Raw genomic sequence first — 18,861 nt, forward strand, 5'->3', positions numbered from 1 at the left:
CTAACAGTAGCGCAAAGGTGCCGTGAGCATTAGACTGCATAATCAGAAAGGAACCATGAGCACAATTCATAAATGAGGTAAGCCGCGATGCTAAAAGACAATTTTAACGATTTACTCTCTTTTATGGTTGTCGCCCGCGAGTGCAACTTCACCCGCGCGGCAGCGCAGCTGGGCGTTTCGCAATCGGCGTTAAGCCACGCGATGCGAAATCTTGAAGCGCGTCTGGATGTTCGCCTGCTGACACGCACCACCCGCAGCGTTGCCCCTACCGAGGCCGGCGAACGGCTCTTCATGCGTTTAAGTCCGCATCTGATGGAGATTGAGCAGGAGCTTGCCACGCTGCGGGATACCCGCGACAAACCCGCGGGGAATATCCGTATCACCGCAGGGGAGCATGCGATGAGCGCCGTACTGTGGCCGGTACTGAAAGCCTTTATGATGAAATATCCCGACATTCATGTTGAGGTGACGGTCGATAATGGCCTGACGGATATCGTCGATGGTCGATTCGACGCGGGGGTTCGTCTGGGGGAACAGGTCGCAAAGGATATGATAGCCGTGCGAATCGCACCGGATATGCGCATGGCCGTTGTTGGTTCTGCTAATTATCTCGAGCACCATGGCGCGCCGGAAACACCCGAGCAGCTGGCTGCGCACCGCTGTATCAATATGCGTCTGCCCACGCGCGGGGGGCTATACGCCTGGGAGTTTGAACGCAACGGACACGAGATCCGCGTGCGGGTTGAGGGTCAGCTCACGCTTAACAGTCTGCCGCAGCGCATTGATGCCGCCGAGAACGGGCTGGGGCTGGCTTACGTGCCGGAAGACACCGTCCAGGAGGCTATCGCGCAGGGACGTTTAATTCGGGTACTGGAGGCGTGGTGCCCGGCGTTTGACGGCTATCATCTTTACTACCCAAGCCGCCGCCAGCACACCACGGCCTTCGCCCTACTGGTTGAGGCGCTACGCAAAGGGTAGCTTACTTCCCGAAACACGCCAGAAGATACTGCGGATAGCGGTCACCACCATAACGAATATTCACTCTTTATCAATTACACCCTTCAACTATTAAGCGAACCTGATGATTAAAGCAGCATATGCGTGACAGCTTTGTCTAAAAACTCACCACGATTCAGCGCGTTGTAATCCTTGTCTGCTCTGACCACACGATTTCCTTCGACGTGCATCACTTTCGGCACGGTTATATTTTGCGTCGCTTATGAATTGCAGGTAGGATGCCTCGCCATGTTTCGCCTTATCCATACGCAGAATGACTGGGAAGGCGGCATGTGTTTGCGCAGAAGCAATCGTTTGTATTGTGCTCTGCCAGGCAGGACTAACACGATAATGGTTCAGACAGGCAAACAGGTAACTCAATGAAAACAAGCAATAAAAGCGCAGCCGATCATCATGCTGCTAAACGTCGCTGGTTGAACTCCCACGAAGAGGGCTACCACAAGGCGATGGGCAACCGTCAGGTTCAAATGATCGCCATCGGCGGCGCTATCGGAACGGGTCTGTTTTTAGGTGCTGGCGCACGTCTGCAAATGGCTGGCCCGGCTCTCGCCCTGGTCTATCTGGTGTGCGGGATCTTCTCTTTCTTCATTCTTCGTGCGCTGGGCGAACTGGTACTGCATCGCCCGTCCAGCGGAAGCTTTGTCTCTTACGCCCGCGAATTCCTCGGTGAAAAAGCCGCCTACGTGGCAGGCTGGATGTACTTCGTTAACTGGGCGATGACCGGTATCGTCGACATCACCGCCGTCGCGCTGTATATGCACTACTGGGGCGCGTTCGGTGATGTGCCGCAGTGGGTCTTTGCCCTTGGCGCGCTGGCGATCGTCGGCACCATGAACATGATCGGCGTGAAGTGGTTCGCCGAGATGGAGTTCTGGTTTGCGCTGGTCAAAGTGCTGGCGATTGTGATCTTCCTGGTCGTCGGTACCGTCTTCCTCGGCAGCGGCAAACCGCTGGATGGCAATGCCACCGGCTTCCACCTGATAACCGATAACGGCGGTTTCTTCCCGCACGGTCTGCTGCCCGCGCTGGTGCTGGTTCAGGGCGTCGTGTTTGCCTTTGCTTCTATCGAGCTGGTGGGTACCGCTGCGGGTGAATGTAAAGACCCGCAGACGATGGTGCCAAAAGCGATTAACAGCGTGATCTGGCGTATCGGTCTGTTCTACGTCGGCTCCGTGGTGCTGCTGGTTCTTCTGCTGCCATGGAATGCCTACCAGGCCGGTCAGAGCCCGTTTGTCACCTTCTTCTCTAAGCTCGGCGTGCCTTACGTTGGCAGCATCATGAACATCGTGGTACTTACCGCGGCGCTCTCCAGCCTGAATTCCGGTCTTTACTCGACTGGTCGTATCCTGCGCTCCATGTCAATGGGCGGTTCGGCGCCGAAGTTCATGTCGAAGATGAGCAAGCAGCACGTGCCGTATGCCGGTATTCTGGCTACGCTGGTGGTGTACGTCTTTGGCGTGTTCCTGAACTACCTGGTGCCGTCTCAGGTCTTCGAAATCGTTCTGAACGTGGCCGCACTCGGCATTATCGCCTCCTGGGCCTTTATCGTGGTCTGCCAGATGCGTCTGCGTAAAGCCATTAAAGAAGGCAAAGCCGCTGACGTCAGCTTCAAGCTGCCGGGCGCGCCGGTGACCTCCTGGCTCACCCTGCTCTTCCTGTTCAGCGTGCTGGTGCTGATGGCGTTCGACTACCCGAACGGTACCTACACTATCGCCACCATTCCGCTGCTGGCCGTGCTGCTGATTGCTGGCTGGTTCGGCGTGCGTAAGCGCGTTCACGAAATTCACAGCACCGCGCCGGTTCATCCGGATGATGAAAAACACGACGCGCCGCTGGTGGAAGAGACCTCGCGTTAAGCATCCAATAAGCATTAAAAAGGGAAGGCAAATGCCTTCCCTTTTTTTATATTACAGCGCGATACGAATCACGTCGTCAGGCTGGGTCGCTTCCTGCTGGCGGGTAGATTTCTGCTTCACCGTCACGTACAGGGTTTTGCCATCCGCCGAGAGCGCCAGGCTGTTCGGGTAGACCGGCGTATCGAACGTTTTCGTCACTTTGTAGGTTTTCGCGTCAATCACGCTCACCTTACCGGCTTCACGGTGCGTCACGTAGGCTTCATTGCGGGCCGGGTTAAACAGGACGGCCAGTGATTCAGGCGCGGCGATCTTCTCGATCACGCTGCCGTCTTTCAGGCTCACCGCCAGCACTTCCGGCTGTTTTGAATCGGTCAGGAACGCACGCTGACCGGCGGTGTCCAGGCTCAGGTTCAGGTAGAAGTGCTCTTTACCGTCGTCCTGCACTTTTTTGCGGCTCAGAATTTTGTTGGTGGCGGTATCAATGGTGACCAGCTCGCCGTCAGCATTGGTGGTGTACAGGCGTTTTGCCTTAGCATCCAGCGCCAGACCGGTGCTGTATGTGCCGGTATTAGCAATGGTTTCTTTCAGCTTCAGCGTTGCGCCATCCACGACCCAAATCACGCTCTCTTTACCCACACCGGTGATGTAAATCGTGTTGCTCGCCTCATCCGCCACCAGCTGGCGCGGCTGCAGCGGTTTGACGGTTTCACTGCGCTGGCGGCTATCGAGCACCAGACGCCCTTTCACGTCGCCCGTTTTCGCATCAATCGCCGTCACCGCGCCGTTGATGGTGTTGCCAAACCACAGGGTTTGCGTCGCGCCGTCGAGGGTGGCGCCAAACGGTTTGAGATCGCTATGAATGGCTTGCGTCACGTCCAGCGTCGTCGGGTCAAGACGATAAATAACGCCACCCTTGTCGAGTTTACGGCTTTGTGACGTGGCAACCCACAGCGCGTTCTCCTGCTGGCTGATCGCCATTTCATAGGCACCTTTACCTACCGCTTTACGCAGCATCTCTTCGGCGGCATGCGCCTGGAAGGTTCCGGCAAAGAGTAAAGCGGCAGAGAGCAGAGACGTGCTCAGGCGTGGCGAGCACAGATGGCGTAAAGACATAACAATTCCTTTTTTAACAGTGGGTGTACTACTGACATCGCTTCCGGCTGGCAACGTCATGGCATTGCCGTTCTGATAATGAGAATAGTAATCATTAATAGATTAAATGTGGAGTATTTCTTTCTCTTGCTGCCTTCCATTAACGCAATGTGCGGTTATAGTTTTCAAAACATTTACAAAACCTTTAACATGTATGGACATGTTCCATTTGGTTCGTTTATACACCACAACCGGTTTTACTCATGAAAATCATTTCTGCCCGTAAGGCATCACTCCCGCTGCTGCTGGTTCCCGTTGTTTTTGCGCCTCTTGATGCGATGAGCGCAGAGGAACAGACCATGATCGTCAGCGCCACGCCGCAGACCGTATCAGAGCTTGATACCCCGGCAGCGGTCAGCGTCGTGAATGGCGAGGATATGCGTCATGCCGCGCCGCGCATTAATCTCTCCGAATCGCTTGGCAGCGTTCCGGGACTACAGATTCAGAACCGCCAGAACTATGCCCAGGATCTCCAGCTTTCGATGCGCGGGTTTGGTGCCCGGTCAACGTTTGGCGTGCGCGGCATCCGCATGTACGTCGACGGTATTCCTGCCACCATGCCGGACGGACAGGGCCAGACCTCCAACATCGATCTCTCCAGCATTGACAGCGTTGAGGTGCTGCGCGGCCCCTTCTCCGCCCTGTACGGAAACGCCTCTGGCGGCGTGATTAACATCAACACTCAGACCGGACAGCAGCCGCCGACCATTGAGGCCAGCAGCTATTACGGCAGCTACGGAACATGGCGCTACGGCATGAAAGCCACCGGCGCAATGGGGGACGGGACGCACGCGGGAGATGTGGATTACACCGTATCCACCACCCGCTTCACCACCAAAGGCTACCGCGACCACAGCGGTGCGCGGAAGAACCTCGCTAATGCCAAACTGGGCGTACGCATCGACGACGCGAGCAAGCTGACGCTGATTTTCAACAGCGTGGACATGAAGGCCAACGATCCGGGCGGCCTGAGCTATCAGGAGTGGCAGAATAACCCGCGCCAGTCTCCGCGCGGCGATCAGTACAATACGCGCAAGACCATCAAACAAACCCAGGCCGGACTGCGCTATGACCGCCAGCTCAGCGCGCAGGACGATCTCAGCGTGATGATGTACGCCGGCGAGCGTGAAATGACGCAGTACCAGTCGATCCCTTATCAGCCGCAGCTGAGGCCTTCTCACTCCGGCGGCGTGATTGATATGCAGCGTCATTATCAGGGCGTTGATACTCGCTGGACGCACCGCGGCGAACTGCTGGTGCCGGTCACCTTCACCACCGGTCTGAACTATGAAAACATGAGTGAAGACCGCCGCGGGTACGAGAACTTCGTGATGAACAACGGCGTGCCGGACTACGGCGTCAAGGGTGATAAACGCCGGAACGAACGTAACCTGATGTGGAACGTTGACCCTTATCTGCAAACCAGCTGGCAGCTGACGCAGAAACTGTCCGTCGATGCGGGCGTGCGTTACAGCTCGGTCTGGTTTGATTCTAACGACCATTACGTTACGCCGGGCAACGGCGACGACAGCGGTGACGCGAGCTATCACAAGTGGCTCCCGGCGGGCTCCGTGAAGTATGCGGTGACGGACGCGTGGAACATTTACGCTGCCGCAGGACGTGGCTTCGAAACGCCAACCATCAACGAGCTCTCTTATCGCGCCGATAACCAGGGCGGCCTGAATATTGGCCTGCAGCCCTCCACGAACAACACCTATGAAGTGGGGAGTAAAACCCGCGTGGGCAACGGCCTGCTGACGGCAGCGCTGTTCCGCACCGATACGGATGACGAGATCGTGGTGGATGCCAGCTCTGGCGGCCGTACCAGCTATAAAAATGCCGGAAAGACCCGCCGTCAGGGTGTGGAAGTTTCTCTCGATCAGCAGTTTGCGGAGAACTGGAAGCTGAAAATGGCGTGGACCTATCTTGATGCCACCTACCGGACCAACGTCTGCGGCGACGCGGACTGTAACGGCAACCGTATGCCGGGCATCGCCCGCAATATGGGCTATGCGTCGTTTGGCTGGCAGCCTGAAGAAGGCTGGTACGCGGGCTCGGACGTGCGCTACATGAGCGATATCATGGCCGACGACGAAAACACGGCGAAAGCGCCATCGTACACGGTGGTTGGGCTGAATACCGGCTACAAATTCAACTACGGCAACTGGGGAATGGATCTCTTTGGCCGCGTTGATAACCTGTTCGACAAAGAGTATGTCGGCTCAGTGATTGTCAACGAATCCAACGGGCGCTATTACGAGCCAGCACCAGGCCGTAACTACGGCGTGGGGCTGTCGGTCTCTTATCGTTTCGAGTAAGAAAACAGTAAAGTTTATTTTATAAATGAAATAACCCCTGATGGCTTATTGCCATCGGGTGTTATTCATCAGATAAATAATTGGATGACGTATATAGTCGCTCTGTTAAATAATCTCTCAGTTAAAATATTGTCGCTGTAAAAGCGTATTCGCGTCATCAATCAACTTATCAATCGCCCTCTGGCTGGCGTCAACATCCCGGCGTTCCAGGGCAGAAAGCAGTTCATCATAGTGATAGGTCGCCTCTTTAATGTCGTTAAGCTCCTGGTGCAGATAGTTAATGCAAGGGCCGATGCGCACCCAAAGCTGTTCAATTAACGCATTCAGCGTGGGCATTTCCGCGTACTGATAAAGCGTAAAACGGAAGACGCGATTCGCATGCAATGCCTGCTGGACGTTGCCGTTGCGCATGGCGTCATGAAACGCATCTGACAATTTGCGCAACGTCTCCAGTTTGCTATCAGACATATTCTGACAGGCCGCAGCAACCGCCATGGGCTCAAGCTGCTTGCGGATGGCGTTAATCTCGTTATAGCGCTCCAGCGTGACTTCTGGCACCAGAAATGCCTGGGCTGGTGTGGCCTGTAACGCCCCTGCCGACACCAGGCGCAACAGCGCCTCGCGAACGGGGGTAATGCTGGTTCCTAATTTATCGGCGATCTCTTTCGTAATCAGTCGCGCGCCAGGTTTGAGTGAGCCTGTAATTAACGCTCCCTTCAAACTCAGTTCAACTTGCATGGTAAGACTGATCCTTTGCGCTTTTTCTAAATGATCCAAATCAAGCATGTTCAATTCCTGTAGCTAAAACTTAATGCTATTTTTAAACGTCAGTTTAAATAAAACGACGCTGGTCCGATATATCCTGTATCGTCATGCCTGGTGGTGGGAAGTACGTAAAAACAGCAAAAAATGCAAAATGATTTTTTTATCAGTTTCGGGCGCATCCGGGATGATGGCGCGAAAAGCTATGTCCATTTATTAAAGACAATATATCGTATCTTCACAAATAAATATGACGGGAAACCCCGTCATATTGCTGTTTATTTATTGTCAGGCGCGACGCGAATCACGACTTTGCCGAAGTTTCGTCCTTCCAGCAGGCCAATCAGCGCCTCGGGGGCGTTCTCCAGCCCGTCGGTGACCTGTTCACGGTAGTGGATTTTGCCCTCCTGCACCCAGCGCCCCATCTCTTCCTGGAACTCATGAATGCGATGGCCGTAGTCCTGGGCAATGATAAAGCCCTGCATCCGGATGCGTTTCTTCAGAATGGTACCCATCAGAAGCGGTAAACGATCTGGTCCGTCAGGCAGCCCCGTTGCATTGTAGCCGCTCACCAGGCCACAAACCGGCACGCGCGCAGAGGTATTCAGCAGCGGCAGCACGGCGTCAAACACTTTCCCGCCGACGTTTTCATAGTAGACATCAATGCCTTTCGGACAGGCGCGTTTCAGCTGCTCAGCGAAATCCGCCGCGTGGTGATCCAGACACACGTCAAACCCGAGAACCTCAACGGCGTGGCGGCATTTTTCTGCCCCACCGGCTACCCCGACCACACGGCAGCCTTTGATTTTACCGATCTGCCCGACTGTCGCCCCAACCGGGCCCGTCGCTGCGGCGACCACCAGCGTTTCACCCGCTTTCGGTTGTCCGATATCCAGCAGCCCCATATAGGCGGTAAAGCCCGGCATCCCAAGAATGCCCAGCGCCCAGGAGGGATGGGAAGGATTATCGCCCAGCTTGACCAGGCCGCTGCCGTCCGAAAGCGCATACTCCTGCCAGCCGCTGTAGCTCAGCACCCATTCACCCGCTTTAAAGTCTGGATGGTTTGACTCTTCGACACGGCTAACCGTTCCCCCTACCATCACCGCACCAATCTCAACCGGCGGGGAATAGGATGGCGCATCGCTCATGCGGCCCCGCATGTAAGGATCCAGCGACAGCCAGACGGTGCGAAGCAGCAGCTGCCCCGCCTGAGGTGCCGGAACAGGCTGTTCTTCCAGACGAAAATTCTCCGCCACCGGCGCGCCCTGTGGACGAGAGGCCAGCACCCAGCGGCGGTTTTGCGAAACAGAGTGATTCATCGGGTTCTCCTTCTGGTACAAATGTCATTACAGCCTGGCTCACGATCGGCATTATCGCCTTAACATTACGAGCCAGACTGGTTAAGCCGTACAACCAGATAGATACAGGTTTCGTTCGTTTCGTTGATGAAACGGCAGTCGTTTGGCGGCCCCAGCTCCAGACAGTCTCCGGCTTTCATCTCATGGCGGGTATCGCCCTCCTGAAATACCAGCTCGCCGGACTGCAGCCAGATCAGCTGCCGCGCCAGCGCGTAGGACGATGCCGGCATCGGGACGTCGCTCCCCGCGGGCAGCTCAATCTGAACGAGGTCGATAGGCAGATCGGTACGGGGAGATACGTGGCGACGAAGATAGTGGGTTTGTGGATCGCGCCAGACGGGCTGGTTCGCCAGACGCAGGAGTTTTCCCTCTTGCATCTCAGCTCTGGCAATCAGGGTCGACATGCTGATCCCAAACGCGCCTGACAGGCGGGCAAGCAAAGTTGCTGTCGGGCTGCTGTCGCCGCGCTCTATTTTGTGGATCATGGCGCGTGAAACGCCAGCCCGCTCAGCCAGTTCGCTCAGAGACCAGCCGCGTGATTCGCGCTCAAGGCGAATTCTGGCGCTAATACGCTGATTCATTGTGTCTGTTATTGTATTCATGACGTCATACTATAGTGTATGAATGCCTTTTCAATGGGGTTCTGATAACAAAAATTAGGGCTTATAACGTAGCGCACATGCGATACACTTGTGTAATATCGTAGCAGTAACGTAATACTATAGTGAACAACTCGCTGAGGTTTAATCATGATCGTTCGTCATGCCTGCAAAGAAGACTGCGCTGCAATTGGAGAGATATACAACCACGCGGTGCTGCATACTGCCGCGATCTGGAACGATAAGACCGTCGATACCGATAACCGAATCGCCTGGTTTGAGGCGCGCACGCTCGCGGGTTATCCGGTTCTGGTGTGTGAGGAAGACGGTACGATCACCGGGTACGCCTCTTTCGGTGACTGGCGGGCCTTCGACGGTTTCCGTCATACGGTCGAACATTCGGTCTACGTTCACCCCGATCACCAGGGCAAGGGCATTGGCCGCACGTTAATGAACGCGCTGATCAACGAAGCCCGCGCCATTGGCAAACACGTGATGGTCGCCGGCATTGAAGCGCAAAATCAGGCCTCCATTCACCTCCACGAAACGCTCGGGTTCGTGACCACCGGCCAAATGCCGCAGGTGGGAACCAAGTTTGGCCGCTGGCTGGACTTAACCTTTATGCAGCTGCAGCTGGATGAGCGCAGCGACCCGGACGCGATCCCATGAATCAGTCGCTGACGCTGGCGTTCCTGGTGGCGGCGGGAATCGGTCTGGTGGTGCAAAACACCCTGATGGTGCGTATCACCCAGTCCTCCTCCACCATTCTTATCGCAATGCTGCTGAACTCCCTGGTCGGCATTGTGCTGTTTGTCAGCATTCTGCTGCTGAAACAGGGCTTCGCCGGGTTCAGTGAACTGGCCGCAACGGTGCGCTGGTGGACGCTAATCCCGGGGCTGCTGGGGTCGTTTTTTGTGTTTGCCAGCATCAGCGGGTATCAGCACGTTGGCGCAGCAACGACCATCGCCGTACTGGTGGCAAGCCAGCTGATTGGCGGGCTGGTCATAGACGTGCTGAGAAGCAACGGCATTCCTCTGCGCGCCCTGATCGGCCCGGTATGCGGCGCGGTGATGCTGGTCGTCGGAGCCTGGATGGTGGCGCGACGTCAGTTTTGATTACAGTATGGTGCCGCCCTTGGTCAGCTGTTCCTGGCGCGCGTCCATCTCCTCTTTGTGCTGCTTACCGTGGTGCGAAATCGCGGTACGCAGACGCTGCTGTTGGGCGTAACGGTCTTCACGGCTGAGATCGGCATCATCGCTCAGTTCAATCAGCAGTTCGTTCATGTGGGCGATGACGCTCTCTTCAATGGCAGCATCCACGCGGGCGATAACTTCGTTTAAATGTGACATTGTCACTCCTTGTGAATTGCCGGGTGGCGGCTTCGCCTTACCCGGCAATAAATGCTTAGTTCAACTTCGCTTTAGAGAAATCGCTGCCCATCAGGCTTACGCTGTATCCGGTCACGTTGCTGCGGGTCGCGTAGAACGTTTTGCCGTTTGCCAGCGCGATCCACGGTGCCTGCTGGTAGAAAATCTCCTGCGCCTGGCCGTACAGTTTCGCACGCTCGGCAGGGTTGCTGGTCAGCTTCGCTTTTTGCACCAGAGCATCATAACCCTTATCGCACCAGCGCGCGGCGTTTGACCCGGTTTTAATGCTGTTGCAGCCCAGCAGCACATCGGCGAAGTTGTCCGGGTCGCCGTTATCGGACATCCAGCCAAACAGCGCCGAGTCGTGCTCGCCTTTGCGCATCCCGGAGAGGTATTCGCCCCACTCATAAGAGACAATTTTGGCCTTCACGCCGACTTTCGCCCAGTCGCTCTGGATCATCTCCGCGATACGACGTGAGTTAGGGTTATATGGACGCTGAACCGGCATTGACCACAGTGTGACCTCGGCGCCCTTCTCCAGCCCGGCCTGCTTCAGCAGCGCTTTTGCTTTTTCAGGATCGTAGCTGTAGTCCTGCAGATCTTTATTAAAGCCCAGCATATTTGGCGGGATCGGCGATTTTGCCACCGTACCGGATCCCATAAAGACCGCATTGACGATAGCCTTCTTGTCGGTCGCGTAGTTCAGCGCCTGACGCACCAGTACGTTATCGAACGGCTTTTTCTCGGTGTTAAACGCCAGATAGCCGACGTTCAGCGCATCGACCGAGTGCAGCGTCAGGTCTTTGTTCTTTTTAATCACGTCAAACTGGACCGGAGACGGCGCAGGGATAATCTGACACTCGTTGGTCTGCAGCTTGGCCAGACGGGTTTCCACGTTTGGCGTGATGGAGAAGATAAGATGTTTGGTCGGCACCTCGCCATCCCAGTAGTTCGGGTTAGCGACGTAGCGGATCAGGGAATCCACCTTGTATTGCTGGAGCACATAAGGCCCGGTCCCGATCGGCCAGGTATCCACGTTCTCCGGTGTGCCTTTTTTCAGCATCGCATCGGCGTATTCGGCGGAGAGGATCGAGGCGAAATCCATTCCCCAGTCAGCCAGGAACGCGGCGTTTGGTTCACTCAGGGTGAACTGGACGTGGTAATCATCAACCTTTTTTACGTCCTGAATCAGCTTGTCGAGCCCGACGTCATTAAAGTATTCATAGTTGCCCTGCGAGACATTGTGGTACGGATGCTTAGGGTCTTTCTGACGCATCACCGAGAAAATAACGTCATCGGCATTAAAGTCGCGGGTTGGCTTGAAGTATTTATTGCTGTTGAACTTCACCCCTTTACGCAGGGTAAACGTATAGGTCTTTCCATCCGGCGAAATCGTCCAGGATTCCGCCAGTGACGGTACCGGGGTATTTTTCACCGGGTCGAAATTGATCAGGCGGTTGTACAGCACCTGTGAGCTGGCCACAAATGACGGGCCGGAGCTGGCAATTTGCGGGTTGAATGACTCGGGGGATGCCTCCGAGCAGTAAATAAGGGTGTCGTTGTTTGCCGCCCATGCGGCACCGGCTGGTAAAAGAGCGCTCAGCGCAAGGGCGAGCAGCGTTTTCCCTGTAGACATGGTTATAACCCTTTCGGTTTTATTATAGTGGACAGTAATAACAGCACAGCCGTTATGACCTGGCAAATAACGAAACACTATCAGGTTATTCTAAAGCCGCTTTTTTTGCTGGTTTTGCCGCCAGTGCAGAAAAAGGCGATTTGCCTTAAGGCCCGTTATTCGTCAAGCACAACCGTCACGATCTATGCCGCAAGAAATCGGCGCTTTTAGCGTCTCTTCCTCCGTTTGTTTGCTTCTTCGTTTGGTTAAAGTAACGGTGTGAAGAAGTATATGGGATCAAATCGTGGCAAAAACTCTTTTACGCAGCGGTAATCTGGATGATTTTCAGGCCGTTGGCGGCGGCGGACAGGCCGTTTTTGAATCAGCGTTACAAATCCGGGAAGCGCTCCGGTTGCGCAAACAGCAGGCCATTGTCGACTGTCTGGCTATTCCTCAGGTCAACGACAGCGGCGACCGCGTAGACTGGTATTCTCCGGTGGAGGGAAGCGTCACCAGCTGGAAGGCAGCCAGTGAAGACGACCGCTATCGCGCCCTGCGCTATCTGGAAAGTACGCTTGCCAGCGTTGAGTCATTAAGCAAAAAATGCCTCCAGTCGCCCAAAACGGCACAACAGCTTTTCGGATCTCTGCTGTCGAAGGCGTTTCAGTTTCCCGGCGAGAATTTTGTTTATCTGATCGATGGAAAGCCGATCCTCTGCTTCTGGGGCTTTGTAAACCTGAATGAAAACGCACGAGACGATGTGCTCGACTGTTTGCGTGAATCGCTGATCCCTGAGCCTGCCCCGGTTATCATTGAAGAGCCCGAGCCCGAGCCCGAGCCTGAGCCCGAACCGGCCATCACCTTTGAAAAAGCAGACGAGCCGCTGATTGCGCCCGTCGCCGCCGTGCGTATTACGCCGGAAGAACTGTATGAGCCGGAGCCCGCGCCGGTTGTTGCGCAACCTGCTCAGGAGCCAGCGCCTGTTGCCGCCACGAAAAAGCGTCGCGTTCCCTTGTGGACCCTGCCGGTTGCCGCCGTGATTGTGGCAGCCGTTGCCGCGCCGCTGCTGTGGCCAAAACAGGCCCCTTCGGCAGAGCCTGCTCCGGCACCGGTTCCTGAGCCCGTGGCTATCGCACCAAAACCGATCAAAGCGGTGGAGCCGCTGGCCATGAATTTACCGCTGCACCAGGCTGAGGTCGTGGCGAGCAAAGAAAAAGAACCCGCGCCTGCACCTGAAGCCGCGCCGGTGGTGATTGTCGCGATCCCGAAAGATGCCATGGTGATGGAAGCCAGTCAGGTTAAAGCCGGTTCAACGCGCTTCCTCAACGGCACCTGGCGCGCCATCCTGGACGTGAAAGATCCGATAACCGGCAAACCGCCGTCAATGCGCTATCAAATCCAGAACAATAAAGGCTTCGCCCGCGTCGTGCACGGCGACAACATCGTCTGCCGCGCCGAGATCTTCTCCGGGCTGCACAGCAATGGCGAGCTGATGATTAAAAGTCGCGGTCATGCCCGCTGCACCGACGGTTCCCGCTACCCGATGCCGGAAGTCGCCTGTAAAGCCGGGGCCAGCGATATCGCAGAATGTCGCGCTCGCTATGATGCCAACACCGTCGTTCCACTGACGTTCAAAAAAGCAGGTGCCTGATCCTATGCTGGTAAATCTTTGCGACTATAAACAAAGCGTCACGCTTATCGCCAACAGCGGCGTGCAGTTCCTGGATTTCGGCCTGACGCCGCAGGACACCGCCAGCAACGGGCGCTTCGTACGTAAAACCGCGAACGGCCCCCTTTTGCGACTCGATTTCGACCTGGTGAACGGGCGCTATACCCTGCCGGGGACGAACGGCGGGCAGCCTGAAGTGGTTAAGCCGGAAACTACCATACCGCTGAATCAGTCCCTTGCGGTGCTGGACGGCGTCTGGCTTCCCTTGCCCTTCCTGCGCTTCAACCCGCCGCGGACCTTTGTGGAAGGACCGGATAACTGGGCGCGCGTTCAGGTGCGCAAGCTCGATAAGCCCGACACGGCTGGCAACACCCACCGCGTCACCCTCGCGCTCGACAGCCAGATCGCGGAGCATGCCACCTCCGTCCTGTCGCCGGTTGAAAACGATATCCTGAACGGAACCCGCTTTGCGCTGGCCTGGCGCGATAATGAGGTAGAAAGCTTCCTCGACCAGACCTGGATTGACGGCTGGCTGCGCGAGGCATTTACCCAGTATGCCGACGGCGTAGAAAACCGCTCTGAACGTGACCTGCATCAGGCGATGCGCAGTTTTGAATATCAGGCCCACTGGCTCAATGTACTGACCATGCTCGGTGAACAGCTTACCGTGCCGGAGGTGAAATTTGTCACCCATACGCTCAGTACCCCAGCCATTCCTGTCGATCTGATCCTCGACGTGGGCAACACTCACACCTGCGGCGTCATTATCGAAGACCACGGTGATGCAAACGACGGGCTGCGGCAGACCGCCGAGCTGCAGGTCCGTTCGTTAAGCGAGCCGCAGTTCCTCAACGAACCGCTGTTCACCAGCCGTCTCGAATTCTCCGAAGCGCGTTTCGGCAAGCAGCACTTCTCGGTGGAAAGCGGCCGCGAAGATGCGTTTGTCTGGCCGTCGATTGTTCGCGTGGGTGATGAGGCCCGCAAGCTGGCGATGCAACGCCTGGGAACCGAAGGCAACAGCGGTATCTCCAGCCCGCGCCGCTACCTGTGGGATGAAACGCCGGTTGTGCAGGACTGGCGATTTAGCCAGATGAACGGCAAAACCCAGCGTGAACCGCTCGCCACGGCGTTTCCGCTGATGAACCTGATGAACGATGACGGTGAGCCGCTGTTTACGCTGCCGCAGGATGAGCGTCTGCCGGTCTTTTCGCCGCAGTACAGCCGCAGCACGCTGATGACGCACATGCTGTGCGAGCTGCTGGCGCAGGCGCTGGGGCAGATCAACAGCGTCGCAACCCGCCTGCGTCTGGGCTTCCCGGCCTCGCCGCGCCAGCTGCGCACCCTGATCCTGACCCTGCCCTCGGCCATGCCGAAGCAGGAGCGCGAGATTTTCCGTCGCCGCATGTTTGAAGCCATTGCCATCGTCTGGAAAGCGATGGGCTGGCACCCGCAGGACGAGGATTTTGCCACCCGCAAACAGCAGGAAAAAAGCGTGGTGCCGGTCCCTGAAATCCAGATGGAGTGGGATGAAGCCAGTTGCGGTCAGTTGGTCTGGCTGTATAACGAAGCGATTTCCCGTTTTGGCGGCCAGACGGAAGCCTTTTTCGCCTCTCTCGCCCGCACGGACCGTGAACCCGAACCGGGCGTGCAGCCGGGGCGCGCCTTACGCGTCGCGTCTGTCGACATCGGCGGTGGCACCACGGATATGGCGATAACCCATTACCAACTTGATGACGGCTCCGGTAATAACGTCAAAATCACGCCGCAGCTGCTGTTCCGCGAAGGGTTTAAAGTGGCGGGCGACGATACCCTGCTGGACGTGATTCAGCGCTATGTTCTGCCCGCCCTGCAAACGCAGCTGCAGAAATCAGGCATTGCGGACGCCTCGCTGCTGATGGCGTCGCTGTTCGGTGATTCTGGCCGCATTGATACCCAGGCCGTACTGCGCCAGCAAACGGCGCTTCAGCTCTTTATGCCGATTGGTCATGCCATTCTTTCCGCGTGGGAAGCCAGCGACATCGACGATCCGCTGGCGGGCCTGCATGCCACCTTCGGGGAGCTCCTGCCGCAGAAACCAACCCGCAACGTGATGAATTATCTCCAGCAGGCAATCGATCATGCTCTGCCGGCGGGCTCAGAGGCGTTCGACCTGTTCGCCGTGCCGCTGCACGTGAACTTCCGCGAAATGCAGGATGCGATGCTGGCCGGCCAGTTTACGCTCACCTCGCCGCTCCACGCGGTGTGCGAGGCGATTTCCCACTACAGTTGCGATGTTCTGCTGATCACCGGGCGTCCTGGCTGCCTGCCTGGCGTTCAGGCGCTGATTCGACACCTGCAGCCGGTGCCGGTCAACCGCATCGTCTGGCTGGACAAATACCAGGTTCATGAATGGTATCCGTTCAGCCAGCAGGGACGCATTGGCAACCCGAAATCGACCGCCGCGGTCGGGGCCATGCTCTGCAGCCTGGCGCTCGACCTGCGTCTGCCGCGCTTCAACTTTAAAGCCGCGGACATAGGCGCGTATTCCACCGTGCGGTATCTCGGCGTGCTGGATAACACCGTCAATACCCTGCGTGAGGAGAACGTCTGGTATCAGGATATCGACCTGGATAAGCCGGGCGCGAAGCTCGACGCGCGGCTGCACTTCCCGCTGCGCGGTAACGTCACCCTCGGCTTCCGCCAGCTGGCGAACGCGCGCTGGCCCGCCACGCCGCTTTATACGCTCAGCATCAACTCGGCTGAACTGGCAAAAGCGATTGCCGGCGACGGCGTGCTGAACGTGCGGCTTAAGCTCTGCGGCGGCAGCAAGCAGGAAGGCCCAGAGTCCTTCGAGCTGAGCGATGCCTGGCTGCAGGACGGCACACCGGTTGCGCCTGACGCGTTAACCTTCAAACTGAATACTCTGGCCGATCGCCGACACAGCGGTAGCCACTACTGGATCGATAGCGGGAGCGTATACCTGAAATGACAGCGACGACCACCACCACTCAGGCCTTAATCGGGTGGATTAATGAGACGCGCCTCAACGCCCCTTTGCTGGATAACGATGCTGACGCCCTGCTTGCTCGCATTAACGCGGTGCAGGCGCGGGAGCAGGCGATCGAACGTGCCCTGATCCGCCGGAGCAGCATTGGGCTTTACGGTCATTCGCAAAGCGCCAAAGCGCACCTGCTGCAGTCGCTGTGCGGCAGCGGCAACGGTCGCCTGAACGTGACGCCGGGCCAGCGCACCTTTGACTATTTCTCGCATATCAATCCGGGACACGCCCTGACCAACATGGCTATCCGCTTCACACGGGAAAACGCGGAGGTAACGGATGAGGCGTTCCCCCTGCGCCTGAGCCTGGTCACCGAGGCCGAGCTGGTACAACTGTTTATTGCCCGCACGACGCTGCATCCGCAGATTCGCGCGGTGGATAAGGCAGTGATTGAAACGCGGCTGGAGAAATGGCGCGGCCTGCGCCAGCCTCAGAGCGTGCCCGGTATCACGGCACAGGAAGTGGGTGCAATTGCGCGTTTCTGGCAAAGCACGGTACCCGCCGCGAAACAGCAAATTGATGATGCCCTGTGGCATCAGTTTGCCCAGCTGGTCCCATCGCTCGATCTCAGCACCCGCGCCAGCGTCTGGTCGCTGCTGTGGGGTGAGCAACAGGAGTTAACCCAGCAGTGGCTGAAGCTCGCCCACGTGCTGCATCAGACCAGCCATGCGCGCGAGCTGGCCGCGCCGCTGAGCCTGCTGGTAGACAGCTTTGGCCTGCCCGGAGAAGGGTTCCTGACACACGGCACCTTAACCCAACAGGAAGCCCAGGAGACGCTGCTGCATCCGCTGAATGACGGCGAATTGCTCAACGCAATCAGCGTCCCCGTCGACGTGCTTGCCTTCCTGACCCGCGAGCTGGTTTTGCCTGTTGAGAACTGCGCGCTGGACAACGTAGACATTATTGATATTCCTGTCTTTGAAGACAGCCGTGCCGATCCGCTGCTGCAGGCTAAATACCCGTGGTTGCTTGAGCATTACCGTCAGCAGCTGCAGCCCGATGTCCTGGTTATCTGCAATGTGACAGCGCATCACGAGCAGACGGCCAAAAAAGCAAAAGCGTTAACGAACTGGGTCAAAGAGACCCAGCTTTCCGAGGAATCTGCCCTGCCGGGTCTGGTGTGGGCGATCACCCCGCATGACGCTCGTTTCACCACCCGACAGAATCTCGATGAAGCCGTACAGCATCTGCTGGGCAAGCCAGGCCTGCACTGGGGAACACTGCAGGCGCTGGACAGCCACAGCCTGTTGCGCGTTGTCGAATGGCTGTCGCAGGCGACGCTACCCGCCCAGCGGCAGAAGCGTCTCAGCTCGCTGAAAGGCCTGTTGCGCCAGGAGCTCTCGGCGCTGATGCAGGGTTATCTGGCCCCGCTGGTTGAGGAGCCAGGCACCCGGCGTGCTCAGGCCGAAAACATGGTGCGCACGCTGCAAAGCAGCGCCGCCCGCCACGGCGAGCTGCTGGAAGGTCTTCTTCCGCCCCTGAAAGCGTTTGAGGCACTGCTGGCCGTACAGCAGCCTCGCGAGGAGCAGGTCAACGGACTGTTTACGGATGCGATTGACCTGTTCGCCGATACTCCTCAGGAAAATGCTGGCCTGCATCAGACAAAAGACAAAGCGCGTCTGGCGCACAGAGTCTGGATAAATCATCTGCGTCAGTGGAGCCGCAACGAGGCCGCTGCCGCGCGGCTTGGGCTTGAGACGGCAATGTTGCAGCACATCGCGGATGTTCTGGTGGTGACCAGCTACCGGCTGGATCTGCCTCAGCAGCTACGGCGCATTGTCGACGCGGATAAAAGCAGTGCTGCGCAACTGCATGCCGTGTTGGGCAATTTCGTTGGCTGGCTGGGTTACGACCAGACGCCGTCAGCTGAGCGTCCGGCAAGCCGCATCCGCAAAGGTCAGGCAATCTTTGTTACGCCCGTTGTTAGCAGTGCCGCGCCGCGCCTGACGCGTCTTGGGGAGCAGCCTGTTCATGCGGCCACGGCGTACGTTTACGACTGGCTGGTTGCGCTCTATAGCAGGGCAATAGAGAACATTGATTATCAGAACCCGCATGATGTTGAGCCTGACGCACGTCGGGCACTACGGGCATTAATCAAGTAGCCGCCTTTC

The 18,861-nt window shown here is 57.1% G+C and carries 14 protein-coding genes; 8 read left to right on the plus strand and 6 right to left on the minus strand.

All coding sequences use genetic code 11. The annotated features are described in order from the left end of the window. The first annotated feature begins 87 nt into the window (after positions 1-87). The gene (locus MX657_RS12155; protein WP_080329228.1) at positions 88-978 is read left to right on the plus strand and encodes a LysR family transcriptional regulator; all 891 of its coding nucleotides are present in this window, start codon (positions 88-90) and stop codon (positions 976-978) included. 398 nt (positions 979-1,376) lie between these two features. Continuing rightward, the gene (gene ansP / locus MX657_RS12160; protein ID WP_014883943.1) at positions 1,377-2,873 is read left to right on the plus strand and encodes an L-asparagine permease; all 1,497 of its coding nucleotides are present in this window, start codon (positions 1,377-1,379) and stop codon (positions 2,871-2,873) included. A 51-nt stretch (positions 2,874-2,924) separates the two neighbouring features. On the opposite strand, the gene MX657_RS12165 is transcribed toward ansP, so the two are convergent. Continuing rightward, positions 2,925-3,986 carry a YncE family protein gene (locus MX657_RS12165; protein ID WP_119915719.1) on the minus strand — a complete coding sequence of 354 codons (1,062 nt, stop codon included), beginning with the start codon at positions 3,984-3,986 and terminating at the stop codon, positions 2,925-2,927. Positions 3,987-4,228: 242 nt separating this feature from the next. Between MX657_RS12165 and pqqU the strand changes: the two genes are divergently transcribed. Beyond that, complete coding sequence (pqqU, locus tag MX657_RS12170) at positions 4,229-6,343, plus strand: TonB-dependent receptor PqqU (RefSeq protein ID WP_080329230.1); 2,115 nt, start codon at positions 4,229-4,231, stop codon at positions 6,341-6,343. 117 nt (positions 6,344-6,460) lie between these two features. Here the strand turns inward: pqqU and MX657_RS12175 are convergent, their stop codons facing one another. From MX657_RS12175 to MX657_RS12185, 3 genes are all read right to left on the minus strand, one after another. Then, entirely contained in the window at positions 6,461-7,129 is a 669-nt protein-coding gene (locus MX657_RS12175; RefSeq protein ID WP_346805887.1) for a GntR family transcriptional regulator, read from the minus strand. Positions 7,130-7,383: 254 nt separating this feature from the next. Then, positions 7,384-8,424 carry an NADP-dependent oxidoreductase gene (locus tag MX657_RS12180; RefSeq protein WP_080329232.1) on the minus strand — a complete coding sequence of 347 codons (1,041 nt, stop codon included), beginning with the start codon at positions 8,422-8,424 and terminating at the stop codon, positions 7,384-7,386. A gap of 65 nt (positions 8,425-8,489) precedes the next feature. Continuing rightward, positions 8,490-9,065 (minus strand): helix-turn-helix domain-containing protein, encoded by a 576-nt coding sequence (locus MX657_RS12185; protein ID WP_080329233.1) that lies wholly within the window; start codon positions 9,063-9,065, stop codon positions 8,490-8,492. Positions 9,066-9,212: 147 nt separating this feature from the next. Here MX657_RS12185 and MX657_RS12190 point away from each other — a divergent pair, with 147 nt between their 5' ends. Beyond that, positions 9,213-9,731, plus strand: a complete 519-nt coding sequence (locus MX657_RS12190; RefSeq protein ID WP_217478704.1) for a GNAT family N-acetyltransferase — start codon at positions 9,213-9,215, stop codon at positions 9,729-9,731. After that, complete coding sequence (locus tag MX657_RS12195; protein ID WP_346805888.1) at positions 9,728-10,177, plus strand: DMT family transporter; 450 nt, start codon at positions 9,728-9,730, stop codon at positions 10,175-10,177. The genes MX657_RS12190 and MX657_RS12195 overlap by 4 nt, the downstream gene beginning before the upstream one ends. On the opposite strand, the gene MX657_RS12200 is transcribed toward MX657_RS12195, so the two are convergent. Further along, the gene (locus MX657_RS12200) at positions 10,178-10,411 is read right to left on the minus strand and encodes a YdcY family protein (RefSeq protein WP_080329236.1); all 234 of its coding nucleotides are present in this window, start codon (positions 10,409-10,411) and stop codon (positions 10,178-10,180) included. A gap of 55 nt (positions 10,412-10,466) precedes the next feature. Next, on the minus strand, positions 10,467-12,065 hold the full coding sequence (locus MX657_RS12205) for an ABC transporter substrate-binding protein (RefSeq protein ID WP_217478706.1): 1,599 nt from the start codon (positions 12,063-12,065) through the stop codon (positions 10,467-10,469). A gap of 283 nt (positions 12,066-12,348) precedes the next feature. Here MX657_RS12205 and MX657_RS12210 point away from each other — a divergent pair, with 283 nt between their 5' ends. From MX657_RS12210 to MX657_RS12220, 3 genes are read left to right on the plus strand one after another with little or no spacing between them, the layout of a single operon-like run. Then, positions 12,349-13,695 (plus strand): SrfA family protein, encoded by a 1,347-nt coding sequence (locus tag MX657_RS12210; RefSeq protein ID WP_346805889.1) that lies wholly within the window; start codon positions 12,349-12,351, stop codon positions 13,693-13,695. 4 nt (positions 13,696-13,699) lie between these two features. Beyond that, positions 13,700-16,681, plus strand: a complete 2,982-nt coding sequence (locus MX657_RS12215) for a virulence factor SrfB (protein WP_346805890.1) — start codon at positions 13,700-13,702, stop codon at positions 16,679-16,681. Further along, positions 16,678-18,852, plus strand: a complete 2,175-nt coding sequence (locus MX657_RS12220; protein ID WP_346805891.1) for a virulence factor SrfC family protein — start codon at positions 16,678-16,680, stop codon at positions 18,850-18,852. The genes MX657_RS12215 and MX657_RS12220 overlap by 4 nt, the downstream gene beginning before the upstream one ends. Positions 18,853-18,861 lie beyond the last annotated feature (9 nt).

It is taken from the genome of Enterobacter chuandaensis (assembly GCF_039718975.1).
Lineage (GTDB): Bacteria > Pseudomonadota > Gammaproteobacteria > Enterobacterales > Enterobacteriaceae > Enterobacter > Enterobacter chuandaensis.